Genomic DNA, 23,716 nt, shown 5'->3' with positions numbered 1-23,716 from the left:
ACCGCCAGGCTTAGGATTGCCGGAAGAACGACGGCGAGGAGGGGGCATGACCAGGCTGCCCACGCTGGAGGAGATTCGCAGGGCGCCCAAGGTGCTCCTGCACGACCATCTCGACGGCGGGCTGCGGAGCGGCACGATCGTCGACCTCGCCCGCGACTGCGGTCACACCCTGCCCACGTACGACCCCGCTGAGCTCGCGGTCTGGTTCAGGGACGCCGCCGACTCCGGTTCGCTGGAGCGCTACCTGGAGACGTTCTCGCACACCGTCGGGGTGATGCAGACCCGCGAGGCGCTGGTCAGAGTGGCCGCGGAGTGCGCCGAGGACCTGGCGGACGACGGCGTGATGTACGCGGAGGTGCGCTACGCGCCCGAGCAGCACACCTCCCAGGGCCTGTCGCTGGACGAGGTCGTCGAAGCCGTGCTCGAAGGCTTCCGGCTCGGCTCGGCCGGGCCGGACGGGAAGCCGCGGATCCGCGTGGGCACCCTGCTGACGGCCATGCGCCACCAGGCCCGCTCGATGGAGATCGCCGAGCTCGCCGTACGCTACCGGGACCTCGGCGTGGTCGGGTTCGACATCGCCGGAGCCGAGGCCGGCTATCCGCCCACCCGGCACCTGGACGCGTTCGAGTACCTCCAGCGGGAGAACGCCCACTTCACGATCCACGCGGGGGAGGGCTTCGGGCTGCCGTCCATCTGGCAGGCCATCCAGTGGTGCGGCGCCGACCGGCTCGGCCACGGCGTGCGGATCATCGACGACATCACGGTGTCCGACGACGGCGAGGCCAAGCTCGGCAGGCTGGCGGCGTACGTCCGCGACAAGCGGATCCCGCTGGAGATGTGCCCGACCTCGAACCTGCAGACCGGGGCGGCCCCGTCGATCGCCGAGCATCCGATCGGCCTGCTGCGCCGCCTGTACTTCCGGGTGACGGTGAACACCGACAACCGGCTGATGAGCGGGACGAGCGTGTCGCAGGAGTTCGCCACGCTGGTCGACGCCTTCGGCTACGACTGGGACGACCTGCAGTGGTTCACGGTGAACGCGATGAAGTCGGCCTTCATCCCGTTCGACGAACGGCTCGCGCTGATCAACGGCGTGATCAAGCCCGGGTACGCGCAGATGAAGTGGCAAGCGTGAAGCCGCAGGTCTTCAGGTCGAAGGTGGCCTGGCTCCTCGGCTGGGTCTGGATGCTGTTCGCCGCCTGGAACGTGTGGGACCTGACGGCCCACGGCCACATGCCGAGCGCGCTGATCGCGGGCGCGGTGCTCGGCGTCATCACGGCGCTGGTCTTCGTGATGGCGCTGCGGCCCGCCGTCGTCGTCGAGGAGGGCGGCGTCCGCGTGCGCAACGTGCTGAGGAACGCCTACGTCCCCTGGAACGCCGTGGACGACGTGTCCGTGACCAACGCCGTCGTCATCGAGTCGGGGGACACCACCGTGCGGTGCTGGACGCCCCAGGCGACGGCCCGTGAGCGGGTCAGAGCCGCCGGGCGGGCCGCCAAGGCGGCCAAGTCGGCGAACAAGGCCGAGCGGGCGGCGGCCGAGGCCGTCGGCGCCCGCACCCACGCCGACTGGGTGGCCGACCAGCTCACCGAGATGAGCCGGTCCCGCCGGGAGAGCTCCTCCGGCGAGACCCGCGTCACCTGGTCGCCGTCCGCCCTCGCGGCCGTCGCCGCCGCGGTCGTCCTGGTCGTGGCCGCTCTCGTCGTCTCCTGATCAGCTGGACGGACCGGGAGCGGGGGCCGCTCGCGGCGCCCGTGCGACGTCGAGGCGGCAGTCGTTTGCCGGAGGGGTCTGAGTGCGTCTGGCGCGAGTGATCGTCGTCGTTGTGCTCGCCGCGCTCGCGAGCGTCTACGTGGTCGCGGGTGCGCCGATCGCACTGGCCGTGTTCGGCGTGCAGGTCCTCTATCTGCTGAAGCTCAGGAGGTGGTGGCTGCTCGCCGCGCAGGCCGTCCTCGTCTACACGGCGAGCGTCGCCGGCGGCGTCTCCACCGGGATCCTGGGATTCCTGGCCGGTTCACTGCTGCTGACCCCTGCCCATCGTGATACCGCGCGCGTGCTGGCGCCGCTCGTGGTGGCGAGCGCGGCGCTGATCGACGCCGCCCGCGGCGGGGCGACGGCCGACGCGACGATCACCATGGTGCTGGTCTCGCTGGTCGTCTTCGGCCTCACCCGGCTCGTGGAGCGCGCGGGCGAGATGCACGCCGCCCGGCTCTCGCTGGCCGCCGCGGCCGTGGCCGCCGAGCGGCTGCGTCTCGCCGCCGAGCTGAACGACGGCCTCGGGCGGAGCCTGGAGGTGATCGTCGAGGGCGGCCGCCGCGCGCTCGCGGAGCCGGACCGCGCGGGCGAGGTGCTGGCCTCGGTGACCGCCACCGCGCGTGCGGCACTGGCCGACGCCCGCGCCGCCTCCGCCGACTACCGAGCCACCTCCCTCGCGCCGGAGCTCGTCACGGCGCGGGTGATGCTCGACGCCGCGGGGATCGCCGTCGAGGTGCGCGGCGGCCACACCGAGCCCCTCGGTCCCGGCGGGGCGTTGCTGGCGAACGTGCTGCGCGAGGCCGTCACCGACGTCGTACGGCGGGGCACCGCCCGGCTGTGCGTCATCGAGACGAGCGAGCAGGGAGACGAGCAGGGAGCCACCGAGACGAGCGAGCAGCGAGACAAGCCAGGAAACACGGTGCGGCTGCGCGTCATCGACGACGGCCACCGCACCGCCGAGAGCCCCGACTTCGACGGACTCAGGCTGGAGGAGGCGGGCGGCACCCTCGTCGCCGGTCTGTCCCCCACCGGACACTTCGTGGTGGAGGCGACCCTTCCCCGGGGCCCTTCCCCCGCGGCCCTGCCCGGTGAGACGGGCACGGCCGGCGCAGGTGCTCCGGAACCCCCGGCGGGCCGAAGGCGGCGACGGCCCCTGCCGACGCTCACGCACGACGCGTCGTACGTGGTGTCGGTGGCGGTGCTCGCGGCCGTCCTCGTGGGCTTCAGCGTCAAGGCGCTGCTCCTGCTCCCCGGCGCCCTCGTCATCCCGGCCGCGGCGTGCCTCGCCGTGATCGTCGTCATGCAGCTCCGCTCCGTCAACGGGCGTCACATGGTGGCGCTGGGGGTGATGGCGGTGCTCACGTACGCGCCCATCCCGGTCTTCGGGCCCGTCTGGCTGGGAACGGCGGGCTTCCTCGCCGGGCCGGTCCTGCTCGCGTTCCCATGGCCGGCCGCCTGGCCGATGACGGCGGCGATCGTGGGAGGCGTCGCCGCGGCCGGAATGCTGTTCGGCCTGCCGGCCCCCGTCCTCGCCAACAGCACGCTCAGCACGCTCGTCACCGGGCTGGTGGTCTACGCTCTGCTCCGCCTGGCCCAGATCGTGAAGGAGCTCCAGGCCGCGAGGGAGAGCCTGGCGCGCGCCGCGATCGTCGAGGAACGCCTGCGCGCCGCCCGCGACCTGCACGACCTGCTCGGACACTCGCTGGCCGCGATCCTTCTCACCTGTGAGCTGGCCCGCCGCCTGAAGTGCCCGCGGGAGCGGATCGAGGAGATCGTCGCCATGGCGGAGGGCGCGCGGGCGGACCTGCGCTCGGTGTCGGGCGAGCAGCGGGAGCTGTCCCTGGCGGACGAGGTGGAGTCGGCGCGCACGGTGCTGTCGGCCGCCGGGATCCGGGTGACCGTGGAACCGGCCGAGCTGAACCTGCCCGCCGAGGTCGAGACCGTGCTGGGCACCGTGCTCAGGGAGGCCGTGACGAACGTGCTCAGGCACAGCGAGGCCCGCCACTGCGCGATCACGCTGCGGGCCGGTGAGGGCGGGCTGCTGCTGCGGGTCAGCAACGACGGGGTGAGCAGTGCCGGTGCTCACCCAGGGAGGACGCGGCCGGGGTCGTCCGGCATCGGCAATCTGACCACCCGCCTCGCCGCCCTGGACGGCCGGCTGACCTCGCACGTCGACGGCGACCGGTTCACGCTGGAGGCCTGCGTGCCGCACCGCGCGCCGGTGCCCGCCTAGGCCGATCGGGCAGCCCGCCATTCGCACACACTCGCCCGGCGCCTCGATCGATCCGATCGCCGCTGGATCCCGTCGGCCCCTAGATCCAGCCGGCCTCGGTGGCGATGCGCACGGCGTCGGTCCGGTTGCGGGCGTTGAGCTTGGTGACGATCCCGGTGAGGTAGTTGCGCACGGTGCCCGCCGCAAGGTGGAGCCGCGCGGCGATGTCCGCCGCGTCCGCGCCCGCGGCCGCGAGGCGGAGCACGTCCGCCTCGCGCGGGGTGAGCGGATTGTCGGCCAGGTCCCAGGCGGTGACCGCGAGCGAGGGGTCGAGCACCCGTTCACCGGCCGCGACCCTGCGGATGGCGGCCACGAGTTCGTCCGGCGGCGCCGTCTTCAGCACGAATCCGGCGACACCGGCGCCGAGGGCGCGGCGCAGGTGCCCCGGCTTGCCGTACGCGGTCAGCATCAGGGCACGGCAGGCGGGCAGGCGCGTACGGAGCTCGGCCGCGGCGGCCAGACCGTCCAGCCTGCCGGGCATGTCGATGTCGAGGACGGCGACGTCGGGGAGATGGACCAGCGCGGCGGCCAGGGCGGCCTCTCCGGACTCCGCGGTCGCGACGACCTCCAGGTCCTCCTCCAGCCCGAGCAGGGCGGCGAGGGCGCTCCTGATGACGTGCTGGTCCTCGGCAAGGAGTACGCGAATCACGCAGATATGTCTACCAGTGTCCGGATCATGACGAGGTCATGGTCACGAGGTGAGGCCGTCTCTGGGAAGCGACACCGCTGATCAGCAGGCTTGAGCACATGACAGAGGTGCTTCGCCTTGACGCGGTGAGCAAGGTGTATGGAAAGGGACAGGGCGCGGTGGCCGCCCTGCGTGAGGTCTCGGTGACCATCCCCGGTGGGAGCTTCACCGCCGTGATGGGACCGTCGGGCTCGGGCAAGAGCACGTTCTTGCACTGCGCGGCGGGGCTGGACACGCCCTCCTCCGGGTCGGTGCGGCTGGGCGGCACGGAGCTGTCCGGCATGGACGAGACCCGGTTGACGGAGCTGCGCAGGCAGCGGATCGGCTTCGTGTTCCAGGCGTTCAACCTGGTCTCGTCCTTGACCGCGCTGGAGAACATCACGCTGCCGATGCGGCTGGCCGGGGCGCGGGTCGACCGGGCGTGGCTTGAGGAGATCGTCGGGCGGGTGGGACTGGCGGGCCGCACCGGGCGCCGCCCCGCCCAGCTGTCCGGCGGGCAGCAGCAGCGGGTGGCCATCGCCAGGGCGCTGGTGACCCGGCCGCAGGTGGTCTTCGGCGACGAGCCGACCGGCGCGCTCGACACGATGACGGCCCGTGACGTGCTCCGGCTGCTGCGGGAGGTGGTGGACGGCCTCGGCCAGACCGTGGTGATGGTCACCCACGACCCGGTGGCCGCCTCCTACGCCGACACCGTCCTGTTCCTCGCCGACGGCCGGATCGTGGACGCGATGACCTCGCCGAGCTCCGAGGAGGTCGCCGAGCGCATGACGAGGCTGGGGGCGTACGCGGCATGATCACGGGACTCGCACTGAAGACCCTGCGGCACCGCAGGGCGGCGTTCGCGGGGGCGTTCGTGGCGCTGGTGTGCGCCGCCGCGCTGGTCTGCGCGTGCCTGATGCTGCTGGAGACCGGCCTGCGGGGCGGGGTCGCGCCGGAGCGTTACGCGGGGGCGCCGCTGATCGTCGCCGGCGATCAGAACGTCCACGAGACCGTGACCAAGTCCTCCGGGAAGGTCAAGACGAAGGCCAAGCCGCTCTCGGAGCGGGTCTGGATCCCCGAGGCGACCGCCGCGAAGCTGCGCGGCCTGCCGGGCGTTGCGAAGGTGCTGACCGAGGTGACGTTCCCCGTGAACGGACACGCTCTCGGCCACGGGTGGGAGTCGGCCGGGCTCACGCCGTTCACGATCGCGCGGGGACGCCCGCCGCGCGCGGACGGCGAGGTGGTCGTGGACGGCCGCTCGGGCCTGTCCGTGGGCGCGGCTCTCGGCGTGCGAGGGCGGTCGTACCGGGTCGTGGGGGTCACCGCGCAGGCTCCGCCGAGCCAGGACACGGTGTTCTTCTCGACGGCCGAGGCCCGCCGCCTGGCCGGGCGTCCCGGGCTGGTGACCGCGATCGGCGTGTTCCCCCGGGTGGGGATGCCGGTGGACGCGTCGTCGGTGCTGTCCGCAGGAGAGCGTCTTGCGGCCTACAGCGGGGACGAGCGCGGCACGGTGGAGTTCCTCGACGCGGAGCAGGCGCGGGTGCGGCTGATCAGCATGGGCGGCGCCCTGGGCGGCACGTCGCTGCTGGTGGCGATCCTCGTCGTGACGGGCACCTCCGCCCTGGCGGTCCAGCAGCGACGGCGCGAGATCGCCCTCCTTCGCGCGGTCGCCGCCACACCCGGGCAGGTGCGCAGGTTGCTGGGCGGCGAGGCGCTGCTGGTCGGCCTGGCGGCGGGCGTCATCGGATCGGCGGCCGGCGTCGGTCTCGGGTTCTGGCTGCGCGGCCGGTTCGTCGAGCTGGGCGCCATGCCGGCGAACCTGCGCCTGGTGGTGAGCCCGTTCCCGGCGGCCGCCGCTCTGATGGCTGCCGTGGCGGCGGCCTGGGCCGCGACCCGCCTCTCGGTCCGCCGCACCGCGCGGATCCGCCCCGTCGAGGCGCTCGGCGAGGCCGCCATGGGCGGGGGCCTGCCCCTCGGCCGGTCGATCGCGGGCGTCCTCTGCGTCGCCGCCGGGATCACGCTGACGCTGGTGCTCTCGGGACTCGAGACCGAGGCGGCGTCGAGCCCGGTGACGATGCTGACCGCGCTCGTCTGGACGGTGGCCGTCACCCTGCTCGGGCCGGTGCTCGCCCGTGTCGCGACCGCTTTGCTCGGCGTCGCGCTGCGCGCCTCCCGCGCCGGATATCTGGCGGCGCGCAACCTGCGGTCGGGCCCGGGACGGATGGCCTCCGTGATGGCGCCGCTGACCCTTCTCGTGGCCATGACCTGCACGATCCTGTTCACCCAGACCACGATGGGGCACGCGTCGGCCGCGCAGGTGGCCGCAGGCACCCACGCCGACTACGTGGTGAGCGGAGCGACGGCGGACGCGGTGCGCCGGGTGCCGGGTGTGAAGGCGGTCACCTCGGTGGTGCGCACCTCCGTGCGCATCGGGCTGGACAAGTACGGCGCGCAGGGCGTCGACGGCGGCGGGCGGCCGATCGGGCAGGCCGTGGACCTCGGGGTCGTGTCCGGCTCGCTCGACGGATTCGGCGCCCGGTCGGCCGCGCTGAGCGAGTCGGCGGCCTCCAGGCTCGGGCTGTCGACCGGTGACGCGGTCAGGCTCACCCTGGGCGACGGGACCCCTGTGGAGCTGGAGGTCCTGGCGATCTACTCCCGCGGCCTCGGCTTCGGCGACCTGACTCTGCCGTACGCGCTGGTCGCCGGTCATGTCGACGATCCGTCGGGCGCTCTGCTCGTCGAGGCCCCCTCGGTCTCGCCTGCGGCCCTGGCCGCCGCGGCGCCGGTGGTGTCGCCGATGGGAGGGGCCGGGGGAGAGACTCCGAACGCCGAGGTCAACTACGTGGCCATGGGCCTGATCATCGCGTTCAGCGCGATCGCCGTGGTCAACACTCTGGCGATGTCCACCACGGACCGATCGCGGGAGCTCGCCCTGCTCCGCCTGGTCGGCGCGACCCGGCGGCAGGTGCTGCGCATGCTCCGCCTGGAGACCCTGACCGCGCTGATCGTCTCCGTGGTCGCCGGGACCGGCATCGCACTGATCACGCTGTCGGCCTTCAGCAGGGGGATGACCGGGTCGGCCCTGCCGTACATCCCCCCGGCCGGTTATGCGCTGGTGATCGCCGCCGTCGCCGCGCTCGCCCTGGCCGCCACGAGCCTCCCCGCGCGCCTCGCGCTGCGCGCCCGCCCGGCCGAGGCCGTCGGCGCCCGCCAGTGAACACGGCACCCGCGCGACCCGGCGACGCCGTACAGGTAGCCCCGCGGATGCGCGAGGCATCGGGGAGCCGGGCGCGCGCGGTCGCCGTCGACTCGGGCGGGTACGGGTCCCCACCCGGTCGACGGCGACGCCTGTGGCGACGGCACCGTCACCAGGTTCCCGGTCACCGGCGAGCGACCGGCCGGAAAGTCGATCTTCCGGTAGGCGCGCTCACAGGCCGAGGGCGACGGCGAGGTCCTTCTTCAGGTCCTCCAGTTCCTGCGCGGCCCGGGCGCGGGCGGGTGCGACGTCCTCGCCCTCGACCGGCACGACGACCTCCAGGTAGCACTTGAGCTTCGGCTCGGTGCCGCTGGGCCGTACGACGATCCGGGCGTCGCCGGACAGGCGGTAGCGCAGGCCCTCGGTCGGCGGCAGCCCCGCCACCTCCTGGGACAGGTCCTCGGCCGACTCCACCGTCCTGCCCGCGAGCTGCACCGGCGGGTGCGTACGCAGGCGCTCGATGGCCTTGGCTATCAGCGACAGGTCCTCGACCCGGACCGAGAGCTGGGCGGTCGCGTGCAGGCCGTAGCGGCGGGCCTGGTCGTCCAGCAGGTCGAGCAGCGACTTGCCGTCCCGCTTGGCCGTGGCGGCCATCCCGGCCACGGTGAGGGCGGCGCCCACGCCGTCCTTGTCGTGGACCGGCAGGCCGGCGTCCGATCCCACGCTGTAGCCCAGCGCCTCCTCGTAGCCGAAGACCAGCCCCGGGCCCGTCTTCATGATCCACTTGAAGCCGGTCAGCGTCTCGGCGTGCCGCACGCCGTGACCGGCCGCGATCTTGGCGAGCAGCGACGACGACACGATCGAGGTGGCGACCAGCCGGTCGCCGCCCGCGGTGTGCCGCAGCACGTGCTCGGCCAGCAGGCCGCCCACCTCGTCGCCGGTCAGCATGCGGTAGCCGCCGCCCGGCAGCGGGGTGCCCACGGCGCAGCGGTCCGCGTCCGGGTCGTTGGCGATCACCAGGTCGGCGCGGGTCGCGGCGGCGAGTTCGAGCGCGAGGTCCATGGCGCCCGGTTCCTCCGGGTTGGGGAACGCCACGGTGGGGAAATCCGGGTCGGGCATCGCCTGCCGGCTCACCATGACCGGAACCTCGAAGCCCGCCACGCGGAACGCCTCGGACACGGTCGCGCCGCCGACGCCGTGCAGCGGCGTGTACGCGACCGCGATCTCGCGGGCGTCGCCGATCGGGAGCGCGGTGAGGGCCCGCAGGTACGGCACGACGATGTCGTCGTGGCCGAGGGTCTGCCAGTCGTCGCCCAGCGGCAGCGCGTCCACCCGGCCGACCGCGTCGATGGCGGCGGAGATCTCCCGGTCGATCGGCGGCACGATCTGCGCGCCGTCGCCCCAGTAGACCTTGTAGCCGTTGTCCTGGGGAGGGTTGTGCGAGGCGGTGACCATGACGCCCGCGTCCGCGCCCAGATGACGCACGGCGAACGCCAGGACGGGGGTGGGCCACTTGGCGGCCATCACCGAGGCGCGCAGGCCCGCCCCGGTCAGCACGCGGGCCGTGTCGGCGGCGAACACGTCGGACTTGTGCCGCCCGTCGTAGCCGATCACCACGTGGCGTCCCGGGCCGAGGACGCGGGCCAGGCCGGCGGCCGCCCGCATCACCGTGACCCGGTTCATCCGGTTCGGCCCGGCTCCCAGCGCGCCGCGCAGGCCCGCCGTGCCGAACTCCAGCTTCGTGCCGAAGCGGTCCTCCAGTGCGGCCGGATCCCCGTGCTCAAGAAGCGCGTCGAGCTCCGCCCGCGTCTCCGGGTCGGGGTCCTGGTCACGCCATTCCTGTGCGAGCCGTACGAAGTCGGTCGTTGGGTCGATCACGTATGGGCTCCCTACAGCTTGTCGACGACCTGGGCGAGCAGGACGCCCATGCGGGCGGCCGTGGCCCGGCCGACCTCCAGGACCTCCTCGTGGTTGAGCGGCTCGCCCACCAGGCCCGCGCCGGGGTTGGTGACCAGGGAGATCCCGAGCACCTCGGCCCCGGCCTCCCGGGCGGCGACCGCCTCCAGCACGGTGGACATGCCCACCAGGTCGCCGCCGAGCGTGCGCAGCATGCGGATCTCCGCGGGCGTCTCGTACGTCGGGCCGCGGAAGGCGACGTACACGCCCTCGGACAGCGAGGGATCGACCGCGCGGGCCAGGTCGCGCAGGCGCTTGGAGTACACCTCGGTGAGGTCGATGAACGTCGCACCCGTGATCGGGTTGCTGCCGGTGAGGTTGATGTGATCGCTGATCAGGACCGGGTCGCCGACCTTCTGGGTCTCCGGCCGCAGCCCGCCCGCCGCGTTGGTCAGCACCACCGTGCGCACCCCGGCCGCGACGGCCGTGCGCACCCCGTGGACCACCGGCTCCACCCCGCGGCCCTCGTACAGGTGCGTGCGTCCAAGGAAGATCAGGGCGTTGAGCCCGGAGGCCGTGCGCACCGCGCGGACCGTTCCCGCGTGACCCGCGACCGCGGGAGGGGAGAACCCCGGCAGTTTCGTCACCGCGAGTTCGGCGACCGTCTCGCCGATCGCGTCCGCGGCCGGGACCCAGCCCGAGCCCATGACGAGGGCGACGTCGAAGGAAGGGATGCCGGTGAGGTTCCTCAGCGTGGTCGCGGCCTCGGCCGCCAGGTCATATGGGGTCACTTTGCTGAGGGTACAGAAGAGCATGAACCCGGCGGATAAGTGCCGGGCCCGTGTCAGTCGCCGAGCTTCTTGCAGGGACGGGTGCGCAGCCAGGCGACGTAGTCGTCGGGTGCGCCTGCCTTCTCGGCGGCCTCGGCCAGGATGCCGATGTACCGCGCCGACGGCAGCCCGCCCTCGTAGGAGTCCAGCACGTACGACCAGGCGAGCACGTCGCCCTCCAGTGTCGCGACCCGGAGCCGGAGCTTCCGGTAGAGGCCGAGGTCGGTGCCCGTCCATCGGTCGAGGGACGCCTCGTCCCACTCCGGCACGTCGTACAGGACGACGAATACCTGCTCGTCGGCGTCCTCGACTATCGTGGCGAGAGCGCCCTCCCAGCTGACGTCCTCGCCGCCGAAGGTGAGCCGCCAGCCCGGGAGCCAGCCCGTTCCTCGCATGGGCGAGTGGGGCGCCCACTCCGCCATCTGCTTGGGGTCCATGTTGCTGCCGTAGGCCGCGTAAACAGGCACGGCACACAAGCCTAAACCAAGATCCCGAAAGTTGGACGGGTACGCGCGTACGGGGGTGTGGCGAGAAAATCCGCGTAGTCGGCCCGTTACGCGCACCTCGCCGGGAATACGTAACCAGAATGCGGGACAATGGAGCACGTGACAAGGATCGTGATCATCGGTGGCGGCCCCGGCGGATACGAGGCGGCCCTGGTCGCCGCGCAACTGGGCGCCCAGGTCACCGTCGTGGAGGAGGAAGGACCCGGCGGGGCGTGCGTGCTCACCGACTGCGTGCCGTCCAAGACCCTGATCGCCTCCTCTGTCAGAAAGCAGGCGCTTCTCGACGCGTCGTCGCTGGGCGTCCGCTTCGACGGCGGCCCTGACCACGACACCGGCGGCGTCAGCGTGGACATGATCGACGTGAACAAACGCGTCAAGGAGCTCGCCCTCGCGCAGTCGAACGACATCGCCGCCCGGCTGGCCGCCGAGGGCGTCGAGGTCATCCGCGCCCGGGGCCGTCTGGTCGATCCCCAGGTGGTGCGCGCGGGGGACCGTACGATCCGGGCCGACGTGGTCATCGTGGCGACCGGCGCCCACCCCCGCGTGCTGCCGGGGGCGGAGCCCGACGGCGAGCGCATCCTCAGCTGGCGCCAGCTGTACGACCTGGAAGAGCTGCCCGAGCACCTGATCGTCGTCGGCTCCGGCGTCACCGGCGCCGAGTTCGCCGGCGCCTACCGGTCGCTCGGGTCGGAGGTCACGCTGGTCTCCTCGCGCGACCGGATGATGCCCAACGAGGACGCCGACGGGGCCGAGGTGCTGGAGGGTGTCTACCGGCGCCGCGGCATGAACGTCATGGGCCGCTCGCGCGCCGCCTCGGTCAAGCGCACCGAGCACGGCGTCGTCGTGACCCTGGAGGACGGCCGCACCGCCGAGGGCAGCCACTGCCTCATGACCGTCGGCATGGTGCCCAACACCTCCGGGCTCGGGCTGGAGGACAACGGCGTGAAGCTCGACCGCAACGGCTTCATCGAGGTCGACAAGGTGTCGCGGACCTCCGCGCCCGGCGTGTACGCCGCGGGAGACTGCACCGGCGTCCTGATGCTCGCCTCGGTCGCCGCCATGCAGGGCAGGATCGCGGTCTGGCACGCGCTCGGAGAGGCCGTGCAGCCGATCCGGCTGGCCACCGTCGCCGCCAACATCTTCACCGACCCGGAGATCGCCGCCGTGGGCGTGTCGCAGCGGCAGATCGAGGCGGGCGAGATCGAGGCGAACGTCGTCAAGCTGCCGCTGGCCACCAACGCCCGGGCCAAGATGCAGGGCTTCAACGACGGTTTCGTGAAGCTGTTCTGCCGTCCGAACACCGGCATCGTGCTCGGCGGCGTGGTGGTCGCGCCCCGGGCGTCGGAGCTGATCCTGGCCGTGTCGGTGGCCGTGCAGCACCGCCTGACCGTGGACCAGCTCGCTCACACCTTCGCCGTCTACCCGTCGCTGTCGGGCTCGATCACCGAGGCGGCCCGCCGTCTCATGTCCCCGCTGACCGCCGGCATCTGACCGGCTCCCCTCTCCACGGCCGGGTCAGTCCGCGCACGCCGCGCCCACGGGAACGCGGGTGGCGGCGGTGCGCGGGCTCAGCGCGCGCGCCGGCCAGATCATCGCCCCGACCGTGCACGTCACCAGGGCGAAGGCGAACGGGAAGGCGAATGTGCCGGCCAGCCAGCCGATGACGGACGGCGCCACGAGCCCCGACATCCAGGTGATCGTCGCGACCCCCGCGACGCCCTCGGCCGGGGTACGGGCGACCTGACCCGCCGCCGCGAACACCAGCGGAACGACGACGGCGATACCGGCGCCGAACAACGCGAACCCCGCGATCACCGGCGCGGGCGTGCGGAACGCGACCACGACCACACCACCGAGGAGGGCGGTGACGGCCCCGGCGCGCACGGTCGCGACCGGCCCGAGCCTGCGCACGACGAAGTCCCCGCCGAGCCGCACCGTGACCATGCACGCGGTGAACACGGCGTAGCCGGCCGCGGCGACGCCCGCTCCCGCCCCCGCGACGTTCGTGAGGTAGATCGCCGCCCACTGGCCGCTGGCCCGCTCCGCGAAGGTGGCGAAGAAGCCGATCAGGCCGATCAGCAGGACGGCCCTCGGCGGCAGCGTGAAGCGCGACGGCGGCTTCTCGTCCGGTGCGGGCCCGTCGTCGAGGAGCGCGCGGCTTCCCGCGACACCCACGGCGATCAGCGCCGCCGCCATGAGGGCGAGGTGCGCACGCGCGTCCAGGCCCGCCTGCGCCGCCGCGGCCCCGACGCCCGCGCCGCACAGGTTGCCGACACTCCACATGCCATGCAGGCCGGACATGACCGAGCGGCCCAGGCGCCGTTCGACGAGCACGCCCTGGGCGTTCATGGCCAGGTCGCACATCCCGGCGGCGGCGCCGGACGTGAGGAACACGGGGATCAGCCACAGGGGGCCCGGCGCCAGCACGGGGAGGGCCAGGGAGGCGCACCACAGGGCGAGGAGGGTCCGGGTCGTGATCCTGGGCCCGAACCGGTAGGCCAGCCGGGCGGTCACCGGCATCGTGAGGAACGAGCCGATCGGCGGGCAGAGCAGGACGAGCCCGAGGGCGGCCGTGCCCAGGCCGAAGTGGTCCTGGAGCCACGGCATCCGGGTGGCGAGGGTGCCCGCCACCGCTCCGTGAACGGCGAAGACGAGGGCGATGGCCCGTTGATGTCTGTCTCGCATACGGCTAAATTAACAGGCAGGGTTCCTGATAAAAAGAGGTTTTTTCGTGAAGACCGCGACACCCCAGCTCGCACGGGCCATCAACGACCGGCTCGCGCTCGACCTGCTCCTGGAACGGGGCCCGCTGACCGCGCCCCAGCTGCGCGCGCTCACCGGCCTGTCCCGCCCGACCGTGTCGGACCTGATCGAGCGCCTGCAGGTGAACGGACTGATCCGGGTCACCGGGGAGAGCGGCGGCGACCGGCGCGGCCCCAACGCCCGCCTCTACGGCATCGTCGCCGACCGAGCCTTCGTGGGCGGAGTGGACGTGCGGCGCGACGTGGTCAACGTGACGGTCGCCGACATCACCGGCGCCACCGTGGGCGCGGCGACGCGGCCGATCGGGGAGAACCTGCCGGCGCTGGTCGCGGAGGCGCTCACCGAGGCGGCCGGTTCACGTCCCCTGCACGCCGTCGTCGTCGGCGCCCCCGGGATGGTCGACCCGCAGACCGGAGACCTCGCGGCGGGGAACGTCGAGCCCGCGTGGCGGCCCGGGCTCCTCCCGGCCCTGCGCACCCTGGTCGACGCGCCGGTCAGCATGGAGAACGAGGTCAACCTGGCCGCCGTCGCCGAGCACGCCACCGGGGCGGCCGCCGGGCGGGACGACTTCGTCCTGCTCTGGCTGGACGACGGCGTCGGCGCGGCCGTCGTGCTGGACGGCAGGCTCCGCCGGGGCGCCTCCGGCGGAGCCGGCGAGATCGGCTTCCTCGGCCGGCTCGACATCAGGGTGTGCGACCTGCTGGGCACACAGGCCGTACGCGGACTGGACCTCCCCGCCCTGGCGGAGAGGGTCGTGACGGCCGCCTTCACGCTCGTGGCCGTGCTCGATCCCGGCCTCGTCGTCCTCGGCGGCGCCACCAGCCTGACGGGCGGCGAGCCCTTGGCGGCCCTGGTCGCCGAGCGCCTGGCGGAGGTCTCACCCGTGCCCGTGCACGTACGCGTGAGCGGCATCCCGGACAATCCCGTCCTCCGGGGTGCGGTCTCCACCGCCCTCTCGATCGCCCGCGACGCCGTCTTCGGGCAGGGCCGGCCGTGAACCCGCCGAGGTCAGCGGTGACCGTCCGTGGCGGACAGCCGTGACCTGACCACGTGCAGGGCCTGCCGTCCCCGCCCGATCGCCGTGGCCGCCGCCTGCAGGTCGTAGGGCGTCTGGGCGACGTTCAGCGCCTGCTTGGCCGCCTCGTACGCGTCGAGCGCCGCGCGCCACTCGTGCGTCGGCCCGCTGACCTGGTTGATCTTCATCTCGAAGTCGAGGGCGTCGATCTCCTCGCCGAAGCGGGTCACGTCCTCCTCGGCGGCGTGCCTGGCCACCGCCATCTCGGCCACGAAACGCTCCCTGCGCCGGTGGGCGACGCCCCACAGGATCAGCGTCAGGCTCAGGCCGAGCCCGGACACGATGACGAGGACGAGCGCGGCGGACGGGCCCTTCGGGCCGACGGCGTTCCCGGGCACGTCCCGCCCCCAGGTGGGCGTCGCGTCCTCGGCCGGTTCGTCCCCGGCGGCGCCCGGCGCGACGGCGTCGTCGGGGAGGTTCTCCGGCGTGCCCCGGGCCCCGGTCAGGTCCACGTCGTCGGCCTGCGTGAAGGACGCCTTGTCGACGTCCGCCCCGTGGAAGTCCGCGCCGTCGAGTTCGGCCTGGGTGAACTCCGCCTCGGACAGGTCGGCGTCCCTCAGCACGGCGTGCTCCAGGTGGGCCTGGCCGAGCTTGGCCTCGCCGAGCTTGGCCCGGGTGAAGTCGGCCGTGCGGCCCTTGATCTGCCCGAGCGTGGCGTCCTTCAGGTCGGCGTCCACGAGTTTCGCGTCGGTGAGGTTGGCCTGGGTGAGCACGGCCCGGGTGAGGACCGCGCCGGTCAGGTCGGAGTGCGGGAACTCGGCCTGCACGGCGTCGGCGTCGGTGAGGACCGCCCCGCGCAGGTTCGCCTGCTTGGCCTGCATCTGGCCGAGGTCGGCCTCGCTGAGGTCGGCTCCGCGCAGGTCGGCGTAATCGAGACGTGCCTGGCCGAGGTCGGCCTCCTTCAGCGAGGCCTTGCGCAGGACGGCCCCGGTGAGGTCCTTGCCCGTGAGGTCCACCCCGTCGAGCTTCGCGCCGCTGAGGTCGGCGCACCGCATGACGGGGGGCAGGGCGGCGCCGGTGAGGTCCTTGCCGCGCAGCTTCACGCCGCTGCCCGGCTTGCAGGGAGCGGAGGCCGCGTGCACGGCGGTCGCGGGGATTGCCAGGAACGCGAGGGTGAGGAACGCGAGCGACAGAGACGCGAGCGACAGGAACAGGGCAGCGACGGACAGGGGGGCGAAGCGACGCACGGGGGGCCTCCTGAGGGGAACGCCCCGAGTCTCCCATGCGATCTTTAATCGCACTTGCAATCCGCTGACCGGCCCTCATCCCGGCGTTTCCAGGGTGGTGGACGATGGTGGACGACCCGGCCGGGCCGGGTGCGGACACGACGAAGGGGCGGACCTTCGGGTCCGCCCCTCGTCTGCACCGCCCCTCGTCTGCGCCGTGCCGCAAGCTGCGCCGTGCCGAGAGCCGCGCTGTGCCGAAGCTGTGCCGAGAGCTCTGCTCTGCCGAAAGCGCTTACGCGCTTCTGCGCCGGCCGAGAGCGCTCAGGCGCTTCTGCGCCGAATGCGCTCGGGCGTCACCAGTCGCCGCCGCCGAAGTCCCCTCCGCCGAAGTCGCCGCCGCCCCAGTCGCCTCCGCCGCCACCCCAGTCGCCGCCTCCGCCGCCGAAGTCGCCTCCGCCACCCCAGTCGCCGCCTCCGCCGGACTCCACGCCCGCGGCGTAACCGGAGTCGTATCCGGCGCCGTATCCGCCGTGACCCCAGCCGCCGAACGCGCCGCCGAGCATGGTGCCGACGAGCATGCCGGTCAGCAGGTCGCCGCCGCCGAAGCCGCCGTAGTAGCCGTACGCGTAGGGCTGGTAGGCGGGACCGGCGTCCCAGTAGGGCCTGCGCTGGCCGTTCACCATGACCTCGCGCATCTGCGGGTCGAAGCCGCGCTCCACCGCCTCGGCGTCCGCCGCGCAGGCGGGGACGTCGCGCACCGCGCCGCCGGGGGGCGCCCACCGGACGTTGCGCACCGACGGGCCGTGCTGCGGGTTGAAGAAGCACGGGGGCAGCCGCTCGGGCAGCGGCTGGTTGTTCACGCGCGCCTTGACACAGGCCAGCGCGTAGCGGCCGTCCTCCAGCGTGGAGGTCACCGTGCGCAGGTCCTCCGGACGTTTGATCGCGACGAGTTCGGTCTTGGCCCGCTCGTAGGAGTCGAGGGCCCGCTGCCAGTCGCTCGTCGACTCGCTCTGCGGGAGCATCCTGACGTCCATGTCGAGGGCGGTGATCTCCTCACCGAACTTCGTGACGTCCTCCTCGACCGTCTGCTTGACGGCCGCGAGCTCGGCGGCCTCGCGCTCCTCGCGCTTGCGCTTGTTGCGGCGTCCGATGATCCACAAACCGGCACCTCCCACAACCGCGATGCCCAGAATGCCGATGAGCACACCCGAACCACCGCCGCCGGTCTTGCTGCCCGGGGTCAGGGGCTCCTTGCGGTTGCCGCCCGCGAACTGGTCGATCCGGTGGACGAAGTCCTCCATCACGGCGACCGGGTCGCCCTTGTTGTTGGCGGCGGCCAGGTTCGCGATCTGGCCGGCGGCGCCCTGGGAGTTCCTGCCGAGCGCGCTGGACCCGGCGAACAGGTTCGTGCCGTCGATCACGGCCACGGTCGCCGCGGTCCTGCCCGCCTGGGCGAGCGAGTTGCCGAGCTGCGTGATGTACGCGCCGGCCTGCTGCGACGAGGTGATCGTCCCGTCCGGCAGCGCGACCGCGTAGATCTTCGTGTTCGCGTTCTCGAGCGCGTCGCGCATGCCCGACTGCTGGTCGGACGTCAGCGGGGCGCCGCTCTGCACGAACAGCGGATTGCCGCTCTTCCAGGACGACAGGACCGTGGCCGGGTCCGGGGGAGCAGCCGCCAGGGCGGACGGCGCGAGCGCGAGCACAGTGATGAGTCCGGCGAGCAGCGCCGCCAGGGCGGCCCCCACCCGGCCGAGCGGTGTCTTCATGGTCACGGCTTCAAGCCTCCTTCGCCCTACTGGACGAACGGCAGGGCGCGATGGTTCCTCCACGAACACCTATCGTTCCGCACCTGGGTGCCGGCATGCGTCTTCCTGCCGATGAATGACGGTGGCGTCGGTCGCCGAACCGTCCGCGCGCGATCTCGCCTGTCCGGCGAGACCTGCCACCGGAGACCGCCGGCCTCCACGGCCGGCGGTGAGGCTCAGGCGTCCTTGATCTCGCACAGGACGGCCCCGGCGGTGACCGTCTGGCCGACGGCGGCCGCGAGGCCGGTGATCGTGCCGCCCTTGTGGGCGGTCAGCGGCTGCTCCATCTTCATCGCCTCGAGGACGACGACCGTGTCGCCGGGCTCGACGGTGTCGCCGTCGGCGACGACGACCTTCACGATCGTGCCCTGCATCGGGCTGACGAGGGAGTCGCCGCTCGCCGCGGTCTTCTTGGCGCCGCCGCCGGACCGCCGGGGCGTCGCCTTCCTGGCGGGGCCGGAGCCGGTCGGACCCGACGAGCCCAGCCCGGCGGGCAGGACGACCTCCAGGCGCTTGCCGCCGACCTCGACCGTGATCCGCTCACGCTCGGCCGGCTCCGTGGAGCCCACCTCACCGTCGTACGGCGTGATCGTGTTGTCGAACTCGGTCTCGATCCACCGGGTGTGCACGGAGAACGGCTCGCCGGTGAAGGCGGGGTCGTTCACCACGGCCCGGTGGAACGGCAGCACGGTCGGCATGCCGTCGATCTCATACTCGGCCAGGGCGCGGCGCGACCGCTCCAGCGCCTGCTGCCGGGTCGCTCCGGTGACGATCAGCTTGGCCACGAGCGAGTCGAACGCCTGCGGCACGCTCATGCCGGTCTCGTAACCGCCGTCCAGCCGCACACCGGGACCGGACGGGACGCGCATCGAGGTGATCGTCCCCGGCGCGGGCAGGAAGCCCCGGCCCGCGTCCTCGGCGTTGATCCGGAACTCGATGGAGTGGCCGCGCAGCACCGGGTCGTCGTAGCCCAGGGCCTCGCCGTCGGCGACCCGGAACATCTCGCGCACCAGGTCGATGCCCGCGACCTCCTCGCTGACCGGGTGCTCGACCTGCAGCCGGGTGTTGACCTCCAGGAAGGAGATCGTGCCGTCCTGGCCGACGAGGAACTCGCACGTGCCCGCGCCGACGTAGCCCGCCTCGCGCAGGATCGCCTTGGACGAGGAGTAGAGGAGTTCGAGCTGCTCGCCGGTCAGGAACGGGGCCGGGGCCTCCTCCACCAGCTTCTGGTGGCGGCGCTGCAGGGAGCAGTCGCGGGTGGAGACCACGACGACGTTGCCGTGGGTGTCGGCCAGGCACTGGGTCTCGACGTGCCGCGGCCGGTCGAGGTAGCGCTCCACGAAGCACTCCCCGCGCCCGAAGGCGGTGACGGCCTCGCGCACCGCGGACTCGTACAGGTCGGGGATCTCCTCCATGGTGCGGGCCACCTTGAGCCCGCGCCCGCCGCCGCCGAACGCCGCCTTGATCGCGATCGGCAGGCCGTGCTGTTCGGCGAAGGCGACGACCTCGTCCACCCCGGAGACCGGGTCGGGGGTTCCGGCGACGAGCGGGGCGCCCACGCGCTGCGCGATGTGCCGGGCCTGGACCTTGTCGCCCAGCGCGGTGATCGCCGAGGGCGGCGGGCCGATCCAGATCAGGCCGGCGTCGAGCACGGCCTGGGCGAAGCCGGCGTTCTCGGCGAGGAAGCCGTATCCGGGGTGGACGGCGTCCGCGCCCGTCTTCCGCGCCACCGAGAGGATCTTGTCGATGTCGAGGTAGGTCTCGGCGGGGCTCTGCCCGCCGAGCGCGTGCGCCTCGTCGGCCACCCGCACGTGCAGCGCGTCCAGATCCTGGTCCGCGTAGACCGCGACGCTGGACATCCCGGCGTCCGCGCAGGCCCGGGCGATCCGTACGGCGATCTCACCGCGATTGGCGATCAGGACCTTGTGCACCGCGTGCATCCTTCCCTCGGGCCCCTGGGTTACGAGCTGTGGTGGATTTTATGCACCTGCCGGCGCTGGACGGCGTCCGCCCCCTTACTGAGTGGGACCGCCGTCGTGCCTCGTCGGCGACGTTCCCCCGTCCCCATCGCCGGTATGTCTGGTTTGAACCTTCATGTTGTGAAGCGGTATTGCCGGTGGAGTTCGTTAGGCTGATCGCTTATGCGGGGATCCGGCCTTCTGGCGACCGTGCTGGCTCTGCTTCTCGTGGCACCGCCCGCGCCGCCCGCCGAGGCGCGGGCCGCGCCGGTGCGGTGCACGCCGCGCAAGGGCAGCATGCAGGTGGCCGAGCCGTGGGCGCAGCGCAGGCTCGACCCGAAGCGGGTGTGGCCGCTCACCAGTGGCGAGGGCGTCACGGTCGCGATCATCGACAGCGGGGTGGACCTGACGCATCCGCAGATCCGGGTGGCCAAGGAGGTGAACTACACCGGCACGGGACACCGCGACTGCGTCGGGCACGGCACGGCGGTCGCCGGCGTCATCGCCGCCCAGTATCTGAAGGGCGTCCCCTTCCACGGAGTCGCGCCCGGTGTGCGGCTGATCTCGCTCAAGCAGACGAACGAGGAGCACGGCGACCCGGACATACTCGCCAGGGCCATCGTCGACGCGGCCGACTTCGGCGCCGACGTGATCAACGTGTCGATCGACGCCCGCGACGACCCGAAGCTCAGGCAGGCCGTGGCGTACGCGCTCGGCAAGGACGTGGTGATCGTGGCGGCGGCGGGAAACACGACCGCGGAAGACGGCACGCCGGAGGCCTCCTATCCCGCCGCCTATCCGGGGGTGCTCGCCGTGGGGTCGGCCACCCCGGACGGCAGGCGTGCCGACTTCTCCAACACCGTCACTCCCGTCTCCGTCCTGGGGCCGGGCCAGGACATCACCTCCACCTGGCCAGGGCGGTCGTACATGAGCGGGCTCGAAGGCACCAGCTTCGCCGCGCCGTACGTCGCGGGGGTGGCGGCGCTGGTGCGTGCCCGCCATCCGGAGCTGAACCAGGAGCGGGTGCGCTGGCGCATCACCGCCACGGCGGACGGCGGCGCGGGGACGGGCACGGGCGCCGGGATGGTGAATCCGCTGCTCGCCGTCACCGCGATCCTGCCGCTGGAGGCCGCCGACGCCCCCGTCATCGCGCCGCCGGCGCCTGCCCCGCTGTCGGAGAACGCGGTGAGCAGGGCGGCCCCGGTGGACCGGGAGGCGATCGACCTGGCGCTGACGATCGCGGCGGCGGCGCTGTGCGCGGTGGGGCTGATCGTGGCCGTGCGGGTGTTCGTGCCGATGGGCAGGCGGAGAAGGTGGCGTCCCGGCCGTGAAGGTTGACTCGTACGCTTTGGGTAATTGACGGTTAAATGTTTTGGTCTGCCGGAAACTGCTGCTTTGCTCCGCGTCCTCTTGGTTGAATGATCCTAATCAGGTCACTTCCAGAAAGGACTGAGATGCACCCTTTACGGCCGGGTGATCCCGAGCAGATAGGCGAGTACGCCATCCTGGGACGGCTGGACGAGGGGCCCCGCGGCGACGTCTATGTCGGCAAGGAGACCGGCGACGACGCCCCTGTGCGGGTGATCAAGCTGTTGGCCGCTGAGCCGGGTTCGGGGCAGGCCGTCCTCGACCGGCTCACTGTGGCCACGCGTGTGTCCAGCTCATACGTGGCCCGCACGATCACGGCGGGCCTGCTCGGGGATCGACCCTACGTCGTCAGGGAACACGTCGAAGGGCGCAGCCTGGCGGCCGTCGTGGCGGCCGAGGGCGCGCTCTCTGGGGAGGCGCTCGAACGGGTCGCGGTGGGCGTGCTCACCGCGCTGACCGCCGTCCACCTCGCCGACCTCGCGCACGGCTCGCTCGCCCCGCACAACGTCATCGTCGCGGACGACGGCGTCAAGCTGACCGACGTCGCCGTCGGGCCGCCGGTGGGCGAGCCGGCCTACCGGGCTCCTGAGCAGATCAGGGGCGAGCGGTACGACGCGTACGCGGACATGTTCGCCTGGGCCGCCACGGTGGTCTTCGCCGCGACCGGGCGTCCGCCGTTCCCGCAGGAGCCGCAGGCGGTGCTGAACGCGCCGCCCGACCTCGGCGGCCTGGAGGAGCGGCTGCGCCAGGTCGTGCTGCCCGCGCTGGCAAAGGAGCCGGGGCAGCGGCCGACCGCCTACACCGCGATGCTGCAACTGCTCGGCGGCGGTGCCGCGGGCGCCCAACCGGCGCCGGGCCCCGGCGCGACGGTGGTGCTACCGCCCGCGCAGCCGTCGCAGCCGCCGGTCGGGGGAGTCCCCGTTCCGCCGGTTCCGCAGCAGACGTGGGGTCCGCCGCCCGTCCCGCAGCAACTCCAGCAGGCGTCCGGCGCCTCCTGGCAGCCGCCCGCCATGCCCCAGGAGCAGCCCCAGCAGCAGACGTGGGGGCCGCCGACCACCCAGGGCAAGGTCGAGACGGTGAAGCGCAGGCCGTTCCCCGTCGGCCTCGCGGCGGCGGTCGGCGCCGTGGTCCTGCTCTCCGGAGTGGGTCTGTGGGGCGCCGGCCACTACTCCCAGGTCCAGCTGTCGCCGGCCGCCGCCGAGCGCGCCGCGGGCCAGCACGGGAACGGTGGGCGCGTGCTCGCGGACGGCGGAAACGCGAACGGCGGAGACACGGGCGGCGGGACCACGGGTGGCGGGACCACGGGTGGCGGGACCGGAGGCGGCGGGCAGGCCCCGACGGCGGCGCCGCAGGTGACGGTGCCGTGGGCGCTGTCGTCCGAGGACCCCGACTCGCCGGTGCAGCCGCTGGTGCTGCCGAGCGAGTGGCCGACGGACGCTCCGGTGACGCCTGAGCTCACCTCGGTCCCGACCCCCGGCCCGATCGTGCCGGTGCCGACCCAGCCGGTGGTTCCGCCGCCGGCGCAGCCGCCCGGGCAGACGACGCAGCCGACGGCCCGGGTGACGACCACCGCCACGGTCACCGCGCCGCCCAGCCCGGTGCCGACGCAGCCGACTCCCGAGCCCCCGCCGACGCAGTCGCCGAGCCCGGCGGCCACGGACAGGCAGGAGCAGGTGCCGAGCCCACAGCCCACCGAGCCCTCCGAGGAGCCGACGGGGAAGCCCACAGAGAAGCCGACAGACAAGCCGGTCGAGAGGCCCAGCTGGGTTCCCTCCTGGGTGCCCACCGAGAGGCCCGCCCACAGGCACACCCGGAGGCCCACCGAGGAGCCGACGGCGTCCGCGCAGCCGAGCACTCCGGCGGCGAAGCCCACGACGGCGACGCCGGCGCCGAGCACTCCGGTCGCGAAGCCGACGACGGTGGCGCCCAAGCCGACCACGGTGGCACCCAAGCCGACGACGGTGGCGCCCAAGCCGACACCGAAGCCGACCACGGTGGCGCCCAAGCCGACCCCGAAGCCGACGACCGCGGCGCCGGTCCGGAACCCCTACAGCCCGGTCCAGGTCTGCGGGGCGGGCTTCTCCGTGCAGCGCAGCAGCGCTCTGGCGGGTGGCACCACCTACCAGCTGTACAACCCCGGCACGGGGGAGAACTGCGTCGTCACGATCAAGACGGCCGACGTCGGCAAGGCGACGCCGGTCTCCGCGACCCTGGAGGTCCAGGGCGGCGGAAGCAGGACCGACAGCGGTAACTACGAGTACTACGCCGGTCCGGTGAAGCTGCAGGCCAAGGGCAAGTGCGTCAAGTACTCCGGCAGCGTCGGCTCGTCCGGCGCCAGCGCCGGCTGGGCCAACTGCGGCTGACACCGCGACTGACACTGCGGCTGACACTGCGGCTGACCGATTCACACGAAGGCCGGGCGGGGACACCCGCCCGGCCTTTCGTCTGCGTTCCGACTG

Annotated in this window: 17 protein-coding genes; 9 read left to right on the top strand and 8 right to left on the bottom strand. The window is 73.0% G+C overall.

What is annotated here, in order from left to right; translation table 11 throughout:
* The first annotated feature begins 46 nt into the window (after window positions 1-46).
* From ACIBK1_RS21095 to ACIBK1_RS21085, 3 genes are all read left to right on the top strand, one after another.
* Window positions 47-1,135 (top strand): adenosine deaminase, encoded by a 1,089-nt coding sequence (locus ACIBK1_RS21095; protein WP_030508479.1) that lies wholly within the window; start codon window positions 47-49, stop codon window positions 1,133-1,135.
* The gene (locus ACIBK1_RS21090; protein WP_396737069.1) at window positions 1,132-1,713 is read left to right on the top strand and encodes a PH domain-containing protein; all 582 of its coding nucleotides are present in this window, start codon (window positions 1,132-1,134) and stop codon (window positions 1,711-1,713) included. Before ACIBK1_RS21095 ends, ACIBK1_RS21090 begins: the two co-directional genes overlap by 4 nt.
* A gap of 82 nt (window positions 1,714-1,795) precedes the next feature.
* Window positions 1,796-3,988, top strand: coding sequence for a sensor histidine kinase (locus ACIBK1_RS21085; protein WP_396737066.1), 2,193 nt, complete (start codon window positions 1,796-1,798; stop codon window positions 3,986-3,988).
* A gap of 79 nt (window positions 3,989-4,067) precedes the next feature.
* Here ACIBK1_RS21085 and ACIBK1_RS21080 read toward each other — a convergent pair whose 3' ends face one another.
* The gene (locus ACIBK1_RS21080) at window positions 4,068-4,676 is read right to left on the bottom strand and encodes a response regulator transcription factor (RefSeq protein WP_076432688.1); all 609 of its coding nucleotides are present in this window, start codon (window positions 4,674-4,676) and stop codon (window positions 4,068-4,070) included.
* A gap of 98 nt (window positions 4,677-4,774) precedes the next feature.
* Between ACIBK1_RS21080 and ACIBK1_RS21075 the strand changes: the two genes are divergently transcribed.
* Both ACIBK1_RS21075 and ACIBK1_RS21070 read left to right on the top strand, forming a co-directional pair.
* Window positions 4,775-5,509 carry an ABC transporter ATP-binding protein gene (locus ACIBK1_RS21075; RefSeq protein WP_030508483.1) on the top strand — a complete coding sequence of 245 codons (735 nt, stop codon included), beginning with the start codon at window positions 4,775-4,777 and terminating at the stop codon, window positions 5,507-5,509.
* Window positions 5,506-7,911, top strand: coding sequence for an FtsX-like permease family protein (locus ACIBK1_RS21070; RefSeq protein WP_396737062.1), 2,406 nt, complete (start codon window positions 5,506-5,508; stop codon window positions 7,909-7,911). Before ACIBK1_RS21075 ends, ACIBK1_RS21070 begins: the two co-directional genes overlap by 4 nt.
* A 210-nt stretch (window positions 7,912-8,121) precedes the next feature.
* Here the strand turns inward: ACIBK1_RS21070 and ACIBK1_RS21065 are convergent, their stop codons facing one another.
* From ACIBK1_RS21065 to ACIBK1_RS21055, 3 genes are read right to left on the bottom strand one after another with little or no spacing between them, the layout of a single operon-like run.
* Window positions 8,122-9,768, bottom strand: coding sequence for a phospho-sugar mutase (locus tag ACIBK1_RS21065; protein WP_396737059.1), 1,647 nt, complete (start codon window positions 9,766-9,768; stop codon window positions 8,122-8,124).
* Window positions 9,769-9,779: 11 nt separating this feature from the next.
* Entirely contained in the window at window positions 9,780-10,577 is a 798-nt protein-coding gene (locus ACIBK1_RS21060) for a purine-nucleoside phosphorylase (protein WP_373320529.1), read from the bottom strand.
* Between the two features lie 53 nt (window positions 10,578-10,630).
* On the bottom strand, window positions 10,631-11,083 hold the full coding sequence (locus ACIBK1_RS21055; RefSeq protein WP_030508487.1) for a gamma-glutamylcyclotransferase: 453 nt from the start codon (window positions 11,081-11,083) through the stop codon (window positions 10,631-10,633).
* A gap of 138 nt (window positions 11,084-11,221) precedes the next feature.
* On the opposite strand from ACIBK1_RS21055, the gene ACIBK1_RS21050 reads away from it, so the two are divergent.
* Window positions 11,222-12,613, top strand: a complete 1,392-nt coding sequence (locus tag ACIBK1_RS21050) for an NAD(P)H-quinone dehydrogenase (protein ID WP_030508488.1) — start codon at window positions 11,222-11,224, stop codon at window positions 12,611-12,613.
* A 24-nt stretch (window positions 12,614-12,637) separates the two neighbouring features.
* On the opposite strand, the gene ACIBK1_RS21045 is transcribed toward ACIBK1_RS21050, so the two are convergent.
* The gene (locus tag ACIBK1_RS21045; protein WP_396737055.1) at window positions 12,638-13,807 is read right to left on the bottom strand and encodes an MFS transporter; all 1,170 of its coding nucleotides are present in this window, start codon (window positions 13,805-13,807) and stop codon (window positions 12,638-12,640) included.
* Window positions 13,808-13,853: 46 nt separating this feature from the next.
* Between ACIBK1_RS21045 and ACIBK1_RS21040 the strand changes: the two genes are divergently transcribed.
* Window positions 13,854-14,882 (top strand): ROK family transcriptional regulator, encoded by a 1,029-nt coding sequence (locus tag ACIBK1_RS21040; RefSeq protein WP_030508490.1) that lies wholly within the window; start codon window positions 13,854-13,856, stop codon window positions 14,880-14,882.
* An 11-nt stretch (window positions 14,883-14,893) separates the two neighbouring features.
* On the opposite strand, the gene ACIBK1_RS21035 is transcribed toward ACIBK1_RS21040, so the two are convergent.
* The 3 genes from ACIBK1_RS21035 to ACIBK1_RS21025 form a co-directional block, all read right to left on the bottom strand.
* A complete protein-coding gene (locus tag ACIBK1_RS21035) occupies window positions 14,894-16,147 on the bottom strand; it encodes a pentapeptide repeat-containing protein (protein ID WP_396737052.1) in 1,254 nt (417 codons plus the stop codon).
* Between the two features lie 332 nt (window positions 16,148-16,479).
* Window positions 16,480-17,892, bottom strand: a complete 1,413-nt coding sequence (locus ACIBK1_RS21030; protein WP_030508492.1) for a hypothetical protein — start codon at window positions 17,890-17,892, stop codon at window positions 16,480-16,482.
* A gap of 215 nt (window positions 17,893-18,107) precedes the next feature.
* Complete coding sequence (locus ACIBK1_RS21025) at window positions 18,108-19,862, bottom strand: acetyl/propionyl/methylcrotonyl-CoA carboxylase subunit alpha (protein WP_396737049.1); 1,755 nt, start codon at window positions 19,860-19,862, stop codon at window positions 18,108-18,110.
* A 210-nt stretch (window positions 19,863-20,072) separates the two neighbouring features.
* Between ACIBK1_RS21025 and mycP the strand changes: the two genes are divergently transcribed.
* Window positions 20,073-21,227, top strand: a complete 1,155-nt coding sequence (mycP, locus tag ACIBK1_RS21020) for a type VII secretion-associated serine protease mycosin (protein WP_396737046.1) — start codon at window positions 20,073-20,075, stop codon at window positions 21,225-21,227.
* 116 nt (window positions 21,228-21,343) lie between these two features.
* Window positions 21,344-23,620 (top strand): serine/threonine protein kinase, encoded by a 2,277-nt coding sequence (locus ACIBK1_RS21015; RefSeq protein WP_396737043.1) that lies wholly within the window; start codon window positions 21,344-21,346, stop codon window positions 23,618-23,620.
* Window positions 23,621-23,716: the final 96 nt, after the last annotated feature.

This window comes from Microbispora rosea (assembly GCF_044460045.1).
Lineage (GTDB): Bacteria > Actinomycetota > Actinomycetes > Streptosporangiales > Streptosporangiaceae > Microbispora > Microbispora rosea.
This window is presented reverse-complemented; position numbering and strand designations above follow the sequence as displayed.

Coding starts and splice junctions, on each gene's coding strand:
- ACIBK1_RS21095 (WP_030508479.1), top strand. CDS start 47: ATGACCAGGCTGCCCACGCTGGAGGAGATTCGCAGGGCGCCCAAGGTG.
- ACIBK1_RS21075 (WP_030508483.1), top strand. CDS start 4,775: ATGACAGAGGTGCTTCGCCTTGACGCGGTGAGCAAGGTGTATGGAAAG.
- ACIBK1_RS21070 (WP_396737062.1), top strand. CDS start 5,506: ATGATCACGGGACTCGCACTGAAGACCCTGCGGCACCGCAGGGCGGCG.
- ACIBK1_RS21045 (WP_396737055.1), bottom strand. CDS start 13,807: ATGCGAGACAGACATCAACGGGCCATCGCCCTCGTCTTCGCCGTTCAC.
- ACIBK1_RS21030 (WP_030508492.1), bottom strand. CDS start 17,892: ATGAAGACACCGCTCGGCCGGGTGGGGGCCGCCCTGGCGGCGCTGCTC.
- mycP (WP_396737046.1), top strand. CDS start 20,073: ATGCGGGGATCCGGCCTTCTGGCGACCGTGCTGGCTCTGCTTCTCGTG.
- ACIBK1_RS21015 (WP_396737043.1), top strand. CDS start 21,344: ATGCACCCTTTACGGCCGGGTGATCCCGAGCAGATAGGCGAGTACGCC.